This window comes from Micromonospora noduli (genome assembly GCF_003264475.1).
Taxonomy (GTDB): domain Bacteria; phylum Actinomycetota; class Actinomycetes; order Mycobacteriales; family Micromonosporaceae; genus Micromonospora; species Micromonospora noduli.
Map to the genome: position 1 here is coordinate 144,090 of NZ_PYAC01000022.1, position 13,452 is coordinate 157,541.

Annotated in this window: 12 protein-coding genes; 7 read left to right on the forward strand and 5 right to left on the reverse strand. The window is 70.3% G+C overall.

The annotated features are described in order from the left end of the window. Positions 1 to 8: 8 nt before the first annotated feature. The 4 genes from MED15_RS21920 to MED15_RS21935 all read left to right on the forward strand — a co-directional run bounded on the left by MED15_RS21920 (position 9) and on the right by MED15_RS21935 (position 3,220). On the forward strand, positions 9 to 1,358 hold the full coding sequence (locus MED15_RS21920; protein WP_112736820.1) for a glycosyltransferase 87 family protein: 1,350 nt from the start codon (positions 9 to 11) through the stop codon (positions 1,356 to 1,358). Between the two features lie 41 nt (positions 1,359 to 1,399). Beyond that, complete coding sequence (locus tag MED15_RS21925; protein ID WP_112583901.1) at positions 1,400 to 2,032, forward strand: phosphoribosyltransferase; 633 nt, start codon at positions 1,400 to 1,402, stop codon at positions 2,030 to 2,032. A 22-nt stretch (positions 2,033 to 2,054) separates the two neighbouring features. Further along, positions 2,055 to 2,438 (forward strand): TFIIB-type zinc ribbon-containing protein, encoded by a 384-nt coding sequence (locus MED15_RS21930; protein WP_091396643.1) that lies wholly within the window; start codon positions 2,055 to 2,057, stop codon positions 2,436 to 2,438. A 104-nt stretch (positions 2,439 to 2,542) separates the two neighbouring features. After that, complete coding sequence (locus MED15_RS21935) at positions 2,543 to 3,220, forward strand: maleylpyruvate isomerase N-terminal domain-containing protein (protein ID WP_112583902.1); 678 nt, start codon at positions 2,543 to 2,545, stop codon at positions 3,218 to 3,220. Positions 3,221 to 3,242: 22 nt separating this feature from the next. On the opposite strand, the gene dnaB is transcribed toward MED15_RS21935, so the two are convergent. Beyond that, the gene (gene dnaB / locus MED15_RS21940) at positions 3,243 to 6,065 is read right to left on the reverse strand and encodes a replicative DNA helicase (protein ID WP_112583903.1); all 2,823 of its coding nucleotides are present in this window, start codon (positions 6,063 to 6,065) and stop codon (positions 3,243 to 3,245) included. Between the two features lie 396 nt (positions 6,066 to 6,461). On the opposite strand from dnaB, the gene MED15_RS21945 reads away from it, so the two are divergent. After that, the gene (locus MED15_RS21945; protein ID WP_112601284.1) at positions 6,462 to 8,015 is read left to right on the forward strand and encodes a hypothetical protein; all 1,554 of its coding nucleotides are present in this window, start codon (positions 6,462 to 6,464) and stop codon (positions 8,013 to 8,015) included. A 197-nt stretch (positions 8,016 to 8,212) separates the two neighbouring features. On the opposite strand, the gene rplI is transcribed toward MED15_RS21945, so the two are convergent. From rplI to rpsF, 4 genes are all read right to left on the reverse strand, one after another. Next, a complete protein-coding gene (gene rplI / locus MED15_RS21950) occupies positions 8,213 to 8,659 on the reverse strand; it encodes a 50S ribosomal protein L9 (protein ID WP_112583905.1) in 447 nt (148 codons plus the stop codon). 14 nt (positions 8,660 to 8,673) lie between these two features. After that, positions 8,674 to 8,955 (reverse strand): 30S ribosomal protein S18, encoded by a 282-nt coding sequence (rpsR, locus tag MED15_RS21955; RefSeq protein ID WP_051723758.1) that lies wholly within the window; start codon positions 8,953 to 8,955, stop codon positions 8,674 to 8,676. Further along, positions 8,955 to 9,491: a single-stranded DNA-binding protein gene (locus MED15_RS21960; protein ID WP_181518404.1), complete on the reverse strand. Its 537-nt coding sequence runs from the start codon at positions 9,489 to 9,491 to the stop codon at positions 8,955 to 8,957. Before MED15_RS21960 ends, rpsR begins: the two co-directional genes overlap by 1 nt. A gap of 80 nt (positions 9,492 to 9,571) precedes the next feature. Continuing rightward, the gene (rpsF, locus tag MED15_RS21965) at positions 9,572 to 9,862 is read right to left on the reverse strand and encodes a 30S ribosomal protein S6 (RefSeq protein WP_036391391.1); all 291 of its coding nucleotides are present in this window, start codon (positions 9,860 to 9,862) and stop codon (positions 9,572 to 9,574) included. 627 nt (positions 9,863 to 10,489) lie between these two features. Here rpsF and MED15_RS21970 point away from each other — a divergent pair. Next, positions 10,490 to 11,281, forward strand: coding sequence for a deoxyribonuclease IV (locus MED15_RS21970; RefSeq protein WP_112583906.1), 792 nt, complete (start codon positions 10,490 to 10,492; stop codon positions 11,279 to 11,281). Next, positions 11,278 to 13,422 (forward strand): hypothetical protein, encoded by a 2,145-nt coding sequence (locus MED15_RS21975; protein ID WP_112601283.1) that lies wholly within the window; start codon positions 11,278 to 11,280, stop codon positions 13,420 to 13,422. The genes MED15_RS21970 and MED15_RS21975 overlap by 4 nt, the downstream gene beginning before the upstream one ends. The last annotated feature ends 30 nt before the right edge of the window (positions 13,423 to 13,452 follow it).

The following is a 13,452-nucleotide window of genomic DNA, read 5'->3' on the forward strand; positions in this document are numbered from 1 at the left end:
TGTCGCGCGTGATCGTCGACGACCCGACCGCCCACCGCAGTCGCTGGCACTGGCGCACGCTCGACAACGCCGCCGGCGGACTCGCCCTCGACCTGGGCCTCTACGCCGTCTCGGCCACCTTCGCCGCGATCACAGCGGTCACGTCCACCCTGCCGCCGCACCGCGCCTGGGGCGCGGTCGCCGCCGTCGGCTACCTGCTCGCGACGCTGACGGTGATCGCCCAACTTCTGCTACGTCGACGCTCTCCGACCTCCCGGCTGACCGGTCTGCCAGCCCGCTGGGCGGTCACCGGCCTCGCCTGGGCCACCACCACACTGCTGCCCCTGGCCTGGCAGAGCATCGACCGGGCCGGTGGGCGCACCGACCGGGCCCAGGAGGAGGTGCTGGTCGTGGAACAGGCCGGCAGCCGCCTCCTGGAACACGGCACGCCATACCTCGGACCCGACGCCATCGCCGCCCTGCCACCGGGCGAGCAACTGATGGGCTACACCCCGTACCAGCCCGGCATGGCGATGTTCGGCCTGCCCAGAGCATTGCTCGACACCTGGTGGACCGACTCCCGGGTCTGGTTCGCGGTGGGCACCGCGCTGGCGCTCGCCCTGGCCGTGGCCGCCCTGCGCAGAACACCCGCCACCGCCGGGCAGGCCACCACCGCCGCGACCCACCGGCGGGACGCCGCCCTGCTGCGCGGCGTGCAGGCCGCCACCGTCCTACCGATCTGTGCCCTCACCCTCGCCACCGGCGGCGACGACCTACCCGTACTCGCGCTCTGCCTGCTGGCCCTCGCGTTCGCCGCCGCCGACCGACCCGGCCGGGCCGGCCTCGCGGTCGGGCTCGCCGGCGCGCTGAAGCTGTTCGCCTGGCCGGTCGCCCTGGTCCTGATCGTCTGGGGCCTGACGCGGCGCGCCGGCACCCGAGTCGCTGTCGGCGCCATCGGACTGCCCATCGCCGCACTACTGCCGGCGCTGCTGGTGGACCGCGACGCCCTCACCGAGAACGTGCTGCGCTTCCCCCTCGGCCACGGGCTGGTCACCAGCCCCGCGCAGTCCCCATTTCCCGGCTACCTGATCGCCAGCGCGCTACCCGCCGGCCGGCTGATCGCCGCCGGGCTGCTGGTCGCCGTCGGAGTGGCCATCGCCGTCCGGCTCGCCCGCCGCCCGCCCCGCACCGCCGTCGCCACCGCGCTCATCTGCGGGTACGGGCTGCTCGCCGCCATCGCCCTGATGCCCTCGACCCGCTTCGGCTACCTGCTGTACCCGCTGGCACTGCTGACCTGGGCTCCCGCCCTGCACCGCCCGGGCGACACACCGACCGCCGCGGCTGCCGATGAGGGGTCCGGTCGGACCACTTCGGCGTAACTTCCGAGCGGAACGGCGCGTCAGGGCGTAGACCTGAAGGCATGACCACGTACCGCGACCGGGCCGACGCCGGCCGGGCGCTCTCCGAACGGCTCACCGCACTCATCGGCGACCCGGACGTCGTCGTCCTGGGCCTCGTCCGTGGCGGCGTGCCGGTCGCCCGGATCGTCGCCGAACGCCTCGGCGCACCACTGGACGTGCTGGTCGTCCGCAAGCTCGGCATGCCGTGGGCCCGGGAGGTCGCCTTCGGCGCACTCGGGCCGGGCGGTGTCCAAGTGCTCAACGACGCGGTGGCCAGCCGACTCAGCAGCGACGACATCGCCGAGGTCCGCCATCGGGAGCAAGCCGAACTGGAACGCCGGGAACGGCTCTACCGGGGCGATCGCCCACAGCTGGACCTCACCGGGCGGACGGCCGTGATCGTCGACGACGGCCTTGCCACCGGCGCAACCGCCCGCGTCGCCGTCGAGGTCGTCCGCCAACTCGGGGCACACCGCGTCGTGGTCGCGGTCCCGGTCGGCGCGCAGGAGGCGTACGAACTGCTCGCCGCCGAGGCCGACCAGGTCATCTGCGCGCAACGCCCGGCGGACTTCGGCGCGGTCAGCGTCTACTACGACGATTTCCACGAGGTGTCCGACGAAGAAGTCACCGAGGCGCTCACAGCAACTGCATAGGTCCACCAGGTACCGTCGGGCGATGAGTAGCCTCACCTGTCCCAAGTGTCACGGAGAAATGCGCCAGTACGAGCGCAGCGGCGTCGTCATCGACCAGTGCGGGGAGTGCCGAGGCATCTTCCTGGACCGCGGCGAGCTGGAGAAGCTGTTCGAGGCGGAGGCCAACTGGAGCCGCCAACAGACCGGCGGCGCGCCGGGGCAGCCCGCGCAGCAGCCGGCCGGCTACCCGCCCCCGCCGCCCCCGCCGCACCAGCCCGGTTACGGCGCCGTCCCGCCGCCGCCCCCGCCCGCCCACGGCTACCCGCCGCAGCCGGCCTATGGCCACCAGCAGCAGCAACACCACGGCTACCACGGCCACTACCGGCAGAAGAAGCGCAAGGGCTTCCTCGACGAGATGTTCGGCTGAGCCCAGGCCGACCCCCCGCCCGGGTCGATCACGCGTCGGCCCGGGCACACCACCCGGGCCATTGATCGTTGGCGGGCACGATGCTTCATGCGAGGCTGAGTCGCATGACCGCGATCCGACCGGACGAGGCGCTGGCCCAGGCGTACGACGGCATCACCGCGGTGGTCGGTCGCCTGGACGATGCCGGCCTGCAACAAGCCACCCGCTGCCGGGGCTGGCTCATCGCCGACCTGCTCCTGCACGTGCTCGGCGACGCCCAGCGGGCACTCGTCACCCTGGCCAGCCCCGTCGACGGCCCCGCCGACGTCGACGACGTGAGCTACTGGCGTGACTTTCCCGGCAACGACGACGAGGCCGCCCGGCACGCCTGGTGGGTCCGCCGATCGGCTGCCGCCTTCGACCGCCCGAGCGGGATCGTCGAGCTCTGGCGCGACACCGCGCCGGCGGCGGTCCGCGCCGCCACGTCAGCCGACCCCGAGGGGTACGTGACCACCCAGGGACACGTGCTGCGCGTGCCGGATTTCCTCGCCACCCTTACCACCGAGGCCGCCGTCCACCACCTGGACCTGACGCTGGAACTGCCCGACGCGCCGCCGCCCGGCCCACTGGCGGTACGCGTCGCGGTAGCGACAATGGACAGCCTGCTCAGCGACGACACCGTTCGACCCACCGCGTGGGACGACCACGACTTCCTGCTGAAGGCCACCGGGCGCGTACCGCTGACCGACCGGGACCGGCTGGAGTTGGGTGAGTCAGCGGGCTGGTTCCCACTGCTCGGCTGACGAACGACGGTTGCCGCGCCGGTCAGCCGATGGCCATGTCGACGAAGCGGGACAGGTGCAACTGGGCCGCGACGGTCACGGTGTCGGTCGGTCCATTTCGATGCTTGGCAACAATAAAATCCGCCTCCCCGGCCCGCGGCGACTCCTTATCGTAGTAGTCGTCGCGGTGCAGAAGGATGACAACATCCGCATCTTGCTCAATTGAACCAGATTCACGCAAGTCCGACAATTGGGGTCGCTTGTCGGTGCGCTGCTCGGGGCCACGGTTCAGCTGACTGACCGCGATCACCGGGCACTCGACCTCCTTGGCCAACAGCTTGAGGCCACGGGACAGGTCCGCGACCTCCTGCTGACGACTCTCGGTGCGCTTCGGTGAGGTCATCAGCTGGAGGTAGTCGACCACGATCATCTTGAGATCGTGCCGCTGCTTGAGCCGCCGAGCCTTGGCCCGGATCTCCATCAGGTTCATGCTCGGCGTGTCGTCGACGAAGAGCGGCGCCTCGCTGATCTCGCCCATGCACCGGGCCAGCTTGGTCCAGTCGTCGTCGGAGAGCTGGCCGCTGCGCAGCACGTGCAGCGGCACCCGCGCCTCAGCGGAGAGCAGTCGCATGACGATCTCGACCTTGCTCATTTCCAGCGAGAAGATGGCTGCCGCCTGGTTGGCGCGAATAGCAGCATTTCGAGCAAAGTCCATGCTGGCCGTGCTGTTGTGGGTAGGGATCATCGCCCGGCTGGCCAGGTACAGGTGTTCGTCGTTGTCGACGGTCACGCACCGCACCGGAACGCTGGGGACCGGCCGGACGTCGACGATGAACCGCGAGGTCGTTCGAACGTCGGAGGTGGTGCGGCGGCGTTCGGCGTGTGCATCCTGCTTCCGCCTGAGCCGGAAGATGACATCCGGTGTGGAGAAGTTCAGCGTGTACGCGATCGACGACTCGTCGGTGCGTCCGCGCACCGGCTTCGCGTTGACCGTGCAGCGGTAGCCGAGGCTGACGATGAGTTCGCGTACGTCATCAGCCAGCCGCTTCGAGGTCGACGTGTACTGCAAGTTGCCGGAGGGGGCGACGGTCCCATCGGTGTCCATCAGCCCAGCGAGCAACGCCCTGCGCTGAGCCTCCGAGGCGCGCAGATAGACGCCCGGGATGTGCTTGTTCCCCGCTACCCCGACCTGACGCAACAGCCCGAGGAAGGAACCGTTCCGGTGACGGCAGTCGGCACACTTCCTCGTCGCTGGATTCTCACGCAACGCCCTGGTCGAAGCGCCACAGTCCACGCAGACACCGCTCCCGGCAGCAGCGGACGTGGGCTGCAGCAGAATGGTGTAGACCATCGGCCCGCTGGGCCGCACGACGAATCCGTCCGCCTCGACGTGCGCGACCATCTCCGGATCTGCCGTGGTGAAGCGGCTGGCGTCGCTGTGCCCGTCACCGAGCCATGTTCCCAAGGTGTAGGGCGGGACCAGCAGCTCACGGTCCGGGAGTTGGATGGGAGCGCAGTTGCGTACGGCATGGTTGAGCCGTCGCTGGGCGGTGTCGGTACGTAGCGTGGCCGCGATCTGGGCGGTGGTGACAACGCCGTCGTGGTCGGCCCGGCTGCCGGCATTGACCTCCCGCTCGGCTCGTTCAAGAAGCGTGCCCAGAAGCGGACCGGCCGGATAGCCCGGTGCAGTCCAGTTCTGTGGCTTGCCGTTGCGGACAATGGGACGGCTGATCCGGCCAACCGACCCGACCTCACGGGCGACGGTGTGCAGGACATGCCGGAACTCCGGCCCAACCTGCTCAATCGTGTCGAAGAGCGTGATCGGCTGGTTCCCCAGGGAGCTCAGCCGCTCATGTGCCGCACGCACGTTGGCCAGCGACGATTCGGGCCAGTGCCGCCTCTGCCGCGCCGGTTCCTGCCGCCGGATCGCCCGCGTGGTCGTCTTCCACAGGTGCTCAGCGTCCGCCACTATGACGGTGCCGTCCGAGAACTCGACCGCGTAGCAGGGACGGTCGTGCATCACGTCGAAGGCGTGTGTGACAGTGGTCGGAGATCCGTCCGCAGCCAGTAGCTGATCGCCCGCCTTGACCTCGCCCATGGTGGTCCAGCCATCCGGGGTCGGCAGTGGGGTGTCGAGCGCGAGCGCCTTGCCCAAACCCGGCCTTCCGGCCACGATGATCAACTGTCCGGCGTGCAGGCCGTTGAGCAGTCGGTCCAGGTCGCTGAAGCCGGTCGGCACGCCGGTCATCATGCCGCCGGTCGCCCCCACCGCCTCGATCTCGTCGAGCGTCGGCTGCAACATGTCGGCCAGGACCGCGAAGTCCTCGCTGACCCGCCGTTCGGTGACGTCGTACACGGCCTGCTGGGCGAGGTCGACGACGTCGTCCACGTCTCGGCTGCCGCCGCTGGCGGTGCCGTAGCCCAGTTGCACGATCTTCGTGCCAGCCTCGACCAGTCGGCGTAGCACCGCCCGCTCGCTGACGATGCGGGCGTAGTAGGCGGCGTTGGCGGCGGTGGGCACGCTGGCGATGAGTGTGTGCAGGTACGGCGCGCCACCGATGCGTACCAGATCCCCGGAGTCGGCGAGCGCCGCCGCGACAGTGATCGAGTCGGCCGGCTCACCCCGGCCGTAGATGTCGAGGATGATGTCGAAGATGGTGGCGTGCACCGGCCGGTAGAAGTCGTTGGTCTTGAGGATCTCGACGACGTCGGCGATGGCGTCCTTGGAGAGCAGCATGCCGCCGAGGACGCACTGCTCGGCCGCGACGTCCTGGGGCGGGGTCTTGTCGAACTGGCCATCCCGCTGCGCGGGTGGCTGGCCCCCGCCGGAGCGTGGCTCTGCCCGCATGTCGTCGGTGACCGACACGGGTCCCCCCTCCACTGCGCCGGATCCAACCCCAGCTCTACCGCTGGGGTACGACACTTCTCCTTCGACCGGGCCGGTCGATCGGGGGCCATCGCCGGCGGTCGAGGGCCAACCATACGGACCCCGAGGTCAGAGACTCAACAACGCCGGTGGACGAGCCTCGGGACAACCTGTGGATCCCGGTGGACAGCATGTGCGCAGCGTGTGCACAGCCTGTGGATAACCATTGGGGAATTCTCGGCCATAAGTGGTTGACCTGCGAAAACACGCTCCCCAGCCTGTGGAGGAGAATATTTCGGTCGGGCCTGTGACACGATCGTCCCGTACTATCTCCAGCGAACGGCTACACCTGGACAGCGGATTCCGCTTTCGGTTCAGAAGGGTCACACTCCGGCCGTGAATTACCGGGACTGGGGACGCGGCGATGGCAGCCCGCGCGAGCGCCAGCCAACCGCCTCGTGGGGTGAGCGCGCGGCGTCTGTTCCGGTTGACCCGTACGACGAGGACGGGCGCTACCGCACCTCCAGCAGGCGGCGTGCGTTGGACCGCGGCCAGGACGAGCCTGTCGACGCCTACCTTCCCCGGTGGGCGCTGGAGTCCGGGGTCCGGCACGCGGACGGCGGTGGTCGCCACGCGGCACCGGACGACGACGAGGACGAGCCCGAGCGGCCGATCTCCGGGGCAGGCCGACGGTCCGCCGAGTCGTCGAGTGGTCGGCGGCGGGGCAGCGAGCCGCGTCGGCGGGAGCAGGCAGCGATCGGCCCGGCGCCCGACTCGGACCACACCCGGGAGTGGACGCTCGACCGGCCGCAGGAACAGGGCTACTCCGGCCGCCGGCGGGCCGATGCCGGGGAGGACGAGCCGGTCTCCGGCGCTGTCTCGGACCGGCGTCCCCGCCGCGCGCCCGTTGGCCGTCCGCAGGTTATCTGGTCGGGCGGGGAGCCGGAGTCCACCAAGAGTGAGCAGGTGCCGGAGCAGGAGCCGAGCCGTCCCAGCCGGCGTAGCCGCCGTGCGGCGGAGGAGTCCTGGTCACGTCCGGCGGCCGACCCGTGGGCCCGCGGATCGGACCGGGTGGCGGAGCCCGAACCGTCGTACCCGCCCGCGGTGGACCCGTGGGACGCCTCGGGCGTGCACGCGTGGCCGCCGACGGCCGGCACGGACAGCGGGGACCTGAGCGGGCAGTGGTCGGCGGTGGAGAGCGTCGGTGGCTGGGAACGGTCGGACCGCACCGGCCAGTGGGAGCGGTCCGCGATCGAGGACGACCAGTGGGACCGTACGCTGGCGCCGCGCTCCGATCGCTCGGTGGCGGCCGAGGGGTGGCCGAGCCGGGATGACGGGTTCTGGTCCGGCACTCGGTTGGCCGATGACGACCCGCGTTGGATGGATCCGACGACGTCGGCGCCCCGGTCTCCGGTGGTGGGATACACCGCGCCACGGCCGCGCAGCGCGCCTGCGCCGCGTCCGGGCGCGCCGCGTCCGGGTACGCCCCGGCGTCGGGCGGACCGGCCGGCGGTCGGAACGGCGTCGGTACGTCGGCGGGTCGAGTCGGCGGCCACGGGTGCCTGGGCGCGGCGTCTGGAGGACGACCTGCTGGACCCGGATCCGGGTGGGTCCGTCCGGCCTCTGCTGTACACGGCGGCCTGTTACCTGGTGCCGGCGATGCTGATCTTCGTTTGGCTACTGACGTTGGACAGCCAGGCGCCGGCTGGTTGCGTGACCGACATCAGCGGGGGCGGGTGTGAGTCCGCCCGGTCCCGCGCACTGGAGTCACTTCTGGCCGGTTCGCCGCGCTTCGGTCTGGCTCTGGTGAGCAGCCTGGTGGTGGCGGCGCTGCTGCGGCGGGTGGGTACGACCTGGCGCTCGGCGACCATCGCGGTTGCCGCCGCGGTGGTGGGCGGCGGCCTCTCCACGGTGCTGATCAGCGCGGTGACGGGCCAGCCCATCGGTTGAGCCGTCGGCGGGCCGGGCCAGAGCGGGCGGGCATCGGGCCGGGGCCCCTGGCCGGAGGCAGGTCGCGGCCCGCTGGGCACCCCGTCGGGCACGCCGGGCGAGCCTGTCTTGGCCCGGGCAGTGCCGGGTTGGATGACGTACGCACGAGGGCCCGCACCGATCGCTCGGTGCGGGCCCTCGTGGTGGTGTTGCGGACGTCAGCCCTGAACGACGTTCAGGTTGAACGCTGCGGTCACCTCGGGGTGCAGCTTGATCTTCACCGGGTAGGTGCCGGTCGACTTGATGTGACCGGGCACCTCCAGCCGACGCCGGTCGAGGACCGGGCCGCTGGCCGCCTTGACGGCGTCCACGATCTCGGCCGGGGTGACCGAGCCGAAGAGCCGTCCGCCGTCGCCGGCGCGGACCTTCAGGTTGACCTTGAGACCCTCGAGCTGAGCCTTGACCTCGTTGGCGTGGTCGAGGTCGCGGATCTCGCGGGCCCCACGGGCCCGCTTGATGACCGTGACCTGCTTTTCCGCGCCCTTGGTCCAGGCGATCGCGAAGCCCTGCGGCAGCAGGTAGTTACGGCCGTAGCCGTTCTTGACCTCGACGATGTCGCCCGGGGCACCGAGGCCGGACACTTCCTGAGTCAGGATGATCTTCATATCGGTGCCTCCTCTCAGCGGGTGGTGGCCGTGTATGGCAGGAGCGCCATCTCACGGGCGTTCTTGACCGCACGGGCGATCTGCCGCTGCTGCTGCGAGGTCACGCCGGTCACCCGACGAGCGCGGATCTTGCCGCGATCGGAGATGAACTTGCGCAGCAGCGCGGTGTCCTTGTAATCGATGTAGGCGATCCCGTCCTTGTCGAGCGGGTTCACCTTCTTCTTGGGCTTGCGCAGTGCCGCAGCCTTGGCCGTTGCACGTGCTCCTGGTTTGCGATCGCGAGCGCTAGGCGCCATTAGAACGGTGGCTCCTCGTCAAAATTGGCGCCCGAACCGGCACGCGCGGGAGAAGGAGCAGCCGAAGCCCAGGGGTCGTCGAAGTTGCCTCCGCCGCCACCCTGGTTGCCACCGCCACCGCCGCCACCGAAGCCGCCGCCGCCACCGCCGGAGCGGGACATCTTCTGCACCTTCGCCGTGGCGTAGCGCAGCGACGGGCCGATCTCGTCGACCTCAAGCTCGATGACAGTGCGCTTCTCACCCTCGCGGGTCTCGTACGACCGCTGACGAAGCCGGCCCGACACGATCACCCGAGCGCCACGCTGCAGCGACTCGGCGACGTGCTCGGCGGCCTGCCGCCACACGGTGCATGCGAGGAACAGCGGCTCGCCGTCCTTCCATTCGTTCGACGCCTTGTCCATGAAACGGGGCGTCGAAGCGACTCGGAACTTGGCGACCGCAGCCCCGGAGGGGGTGAACCGCAACTCGGGGTCATCGGTCAGATTGCCGATGACCGTGATGGTGGTGTCTCCTGCCATGACCATCTCCTCGCGCACTCAGCGTCTCGTCGTACAGGCTCGCAGAGCCGTACGACAGAGTCGCGGAGGCTGATCCGGACGAACCGGGGTTGGATGCTCTAGCGCATTTCCGGTCGGATGACCTTGGTGCGCAGCACGGACTCGTTGAGCCGGAGCTGACGGTCCAGCTCGGCCACCGCAGCAGGCGTGGCCTGCAGGTCGATGACGGCGTAGATGCCTTCGGCCTTTTTGTTGATCTCGTACGCGAGGCGCCGACGGCCCCACACGTCGGTCTTCTCAACCGAGCCACCCGCGGTCCGAATCACGTTCAGGTACGTGTCGAGCGACGGTGCGACGGTGCGCTCCTCGAGGCTGGAGTCGAGGATGACCATTAGTTCGTAGTGACGCAAGACGTGCTCACCTCCTGTGGGCTAAGCGGCCACGGTCCTTCCGTGGCAGGAGGTCTTGTGTCGCTGCCCGCACGCGCCGAGGGAACCCGGCCGGACGCGGACAACCTGACCAGGATACCCGGTCCCAACGATCATGCCCGGGGTGGTCGGGTCCGGACCCGGACGTGCCGACGGGGGCCCACCGTCCGACCGTCAATCGGTCGTGGTGGACCCCCGTCTACGAGGCCGCGGGGCGTCCGGTCCGCATTCCTTGGGTGGGACCTGGGGAGGAACGACCACACCGATGAGGTTGGACCGAAGACGCCCCGCGGAGCTTTATCGTGTTGTTATCTGACGATACAACAGCACTCGTACCTTGTCGGGGGGAAAAGCACAATTTTCCGAGATTCGTCGTCGCTCGGTACTGGTGTGCGATGGGGTCGCCCCCGCTGCGCCGGGCCGCGCCGCGGGGGTGACCTCGCTGTCGGCCGTCGACCGCCGGTCGCCGTGTGCGACGCTCGCGCCGCTGGCGGCACCGGGATACTGGTCGCCGGTTCAAACCCATCAACGATCGTCGGTCCCTCCGGTGACGCGACACCGCCCCGGCCGTCGCCCCGCCGGTCGGGGTCGCGACGTAGGCTCGCTCGCATGCGTATCGGAGCCCACGTCGACTCGACCGACCCGCTGGCGGAGGCGGCCGCCCGGTCCGCCGAGACCGTGCAGTTCTTCCTCGCCGACCCACAGGGTTGGAAGGCGCCCAAGCCTCGCGAAGATGCCGAGCGGCTGCGCGCCGCCGAGGTCGACCTCTACGTGCACGCGCCGTACGTCATCAACGTGGCCACGCTCAACAACCGCATCCGGATCCCGAGCCGCAAGCTGCTGCTCGGACACGCCAACGCGGCCGCCGCCATCGGTGCCAAGGGCCTGATCGTCCACGGCGGCCACGTCAACGCCGGCGACGACCTGGCCGTCGGCTTCGACAACTGGCGCAAGACCTTCGCGTACGCGGCGGACTCCGGCGGCTTCGGCGTACCGGTCCTGATCGAGAACACCGCCGGCGGCGACAACGCCTGCGCCCGACGGCTGGACGCGCTCGCCCGACTCTGGGACGCCATCGGTGACTACGAGGTCGGCTTCTGCCTGGACACCTGCCACGCGTACGCGGGCGGTGAAGAGCTGCTCGGTCTGGTCGACCGGGTCAAGGCGATCACCGGGCGGATCGATCTGGTGCACGCCAACAACTCCAAGGGCGCGTTCAACTCCGGCCAGGACCGTCACGACAACCTGGGCGGCGGGACGATCGACCCGGAGCTGGTGGTGGCGGTGATCCGGGCGGCCGGCGCGCCGGTGGTCGTCGAAACACCGGGCGGTGTGACCGGCCAGGCCGCCGACATCGACTTTCTGCGTGAGCAGCTCGGAGCGGAGAGCCCGGCAGCATGACGAGCGGACAGCCCGGGACCGGCAACGCTCGGCCCACCCCCACCGGCGCGGCCGCCGAGAGTCAACCCCCCACCAAGGCCGCGGCCGGCACCCCCACCCAGCAGAACGCCGCGACCAAGCAGGATGCCGCCGAGAGCGGCACCGCGGCCAGCGACAGCACTACCAAGGGCACCGACGCATCCAAGGACAGCGACCCGGCCGAGGACAGCGGCACGGTGGATGGCGCGGTCAAGGACAGCGCCGCGATCAAGGACAGCAAATCAGCCAAGGACAGCGACCCGGCCAAGGACGGCGACACAGCCAAGGACGCGAAGGCGGACGGCACCGGCGGTAAGGACAAGGCCGACAGCGAGGTCAAGCCGGTCGGCCCGGAGCGTTGGGAGGCGTTCGCCTCCGCCCCTGAGCCGAAGCCCTCCATCGTCAGTCGGGTGGTCCGGGCGGTCGGTCGATTCCTGATCCACGAGTGGACCCTGGCCGCCCTCGGCGCTTTGGCACTGGCCGTGTTGATGACCTGGCCGACGCTGCGCTATCCGCGCTACACCCTCCCGCAGGACTACTGGGACCCGAGCCTGCAAGCCTGGCAGATGGCCTGGTCCGGGCATATCCTGCTGGCCGAGCCGGCGAGGCTGTGGCAGTCCAACACGTTCTTCCCCGAGCTGTGGAGCTTCGCGTTCTCCGACACGCTGCTCGGGTACGCCCCGGCCGGGATGGTCGGCAGCGGTCCCGAGGACGCCGTGCTGCGCTACAACATCATGTTCGTGCTGGCGCACGCGCTCGCCACGCTCGGGGCGTACGCGCTGGCCCGACAGCTCGGGGCCGGCCGGATCGGCGCGGCCGTCGCGGGGGTGAGCTACACCTACGCGCCGTGGCTGCTGGCCCAGGCCGGGCACCTGCACGTGCTCTCCAACGGGGGCATTCCGCTGGCGCTGGCAATGTTGGCGCGCGGGCACGGGTGGTCCCTCCGACACGGCTACCGGCCGGAGCGCCGGCATGACGGTTGGGTCTACGCCGGTTGGCTGGTGGCGGCCTGGCAACTCAGCCTCGGTTTCGGCATCGGGCTGCCATTCGCGTACTTCCTGGCCGGCGCGGTGCTGGTCACTGCCGTGCTGTTCTTCGCGCGGCGGCTGCGCACCGGGCAGGCCGTCCCGTTCGGTCGCCGGTTGTTCGCCGCCGACGTGCTCGGCGGGGTGTTGTTCGCCGGTGTCGGTCTGCTGATGGCGTTCCCGTTCTTCAAGGTGACCGAGCTGCACCCGTACGCCGAGCGCACCATCGCCGACATCAGCCTCTTCTCGCCGCCGGCGTCGGGCTTCGTGACGGCGCCCGGGGAGTCGCGGATCTGGGGTGGGCTGCACGAGGGTGCCCGGGCGGCGCTGCCGTGGCACCCGGAGATGACCCTGCTGCCGGGCTTCGTGCTCTACGCGCTCGCCGCGGGCGGGTTGCTCTTCTCGGTCTGGCGGCTGCGGCATCGACTGCTGCTGCTCGCCGGGGTGCTGCTGACGATGGCCTTCGCCATGGGCACCCGTTTCTTCGACGGCACCTTCACCTACGTGCCCCTCTTCGAGCACCTGCCGGGCTGGAGCGGGTTGCGTACCCCCGGGCGGTTGATGCTCTGGACCACGTTGTTGCTCGGCCTGCTCGCGGCGGGCGCGGTCACCGCGCTCACCGACCGGGTCCGCGAGTTGACCGCGCAACGGATTCCGTCGTGGCCGGGGCCGTGGCTGCGGATGGCCACCCTGCTGCCGCTGCTGCTGGTCACCGTCGAAGGCCTGAACACCACCCCACACCCGGTGGTGCCGACCCAGCCGGCGGCGATGCGTTCGGCGGAGGGTCCGTTGCTGGTGCTGCCCAGCAATCAGAGCCTGGATCAGCACGTGATGCTCTGGTCGACCAGCGGGTTCCCGGACGTGGTCAACGGCGGTAGCGGCTTCACGCCGCGCCAGCTCGACGACGTCCGCCGGGTGAGCCAGTCGTTCCCGGACCAGACGAGCGTCGACTACCTGCGCACGCTCGGCGTCCGCACGGTGGTGCTGCTGCGCGGTCAGGTGGCCGGCACACCGTGGGAGATCAGCATCGACGCGCCGGTCGAGTCGCTCGGCATCAGCCGGCAGGACGTCGGCGACGCTGTCGTCTATCGCCTCTGAGGCTTAGGGCGGTTTTCGGGGGAGCCCGCC

Excerpts from the sequence above, each read along its gene's own strand:
- MED15_RS21925 (WP_112583901.1), top strand. The coding sequence starts at position 1,400 with ATGACCACGTACCGCGACCGGGCCGACGCCGGCCGGGCGCTCTCCGAA.
- MED15_RS21930 (WP_091396643.1), top strand. The coding sequence starts at position 2,055 with ATGAGTAGCCTCACCTGTCCCAAGTGTCACGGAGAAATGCGCCAGTAC.
- MED15_RS21935 (WP_112583902.1), top strand. The coding sequence starts at position 2,543 with ATGACCGCGATCCGACCGGACGAGGCGCTGGCCCAGGCGTACGACGGC.
- rplI (WP_112583905.1), bottom strand. The coding sequence starts at position 8,659 with ATGAAGATCATCCTGACTCAGGAAGTGTCCGGCCTCGGTGCCCCGGGC.
- rpsR (WP_051723758.1), bottom strand. The coding sequence starts at position 8,955 with ATGGCGCCTAGCGCTCGCGATCGCAAACCAGGAGCACGTGCAACGGCC.
- MED15_RS21970 (WP_112583906.1), top strand. The coding sequence starts at position 10,490 with ATGCGTATCGGAGCCCACGTCGACTCGACCGACCCGCTGGCGGAGGCG.
- MED15_RS21975 (WP_112601283.1), top strand. The coding sequence starts at position 11,278 with ATGACGAGCGGACAGCCCGGGACCGGCAACGCTCGGCCCACCCCCACC.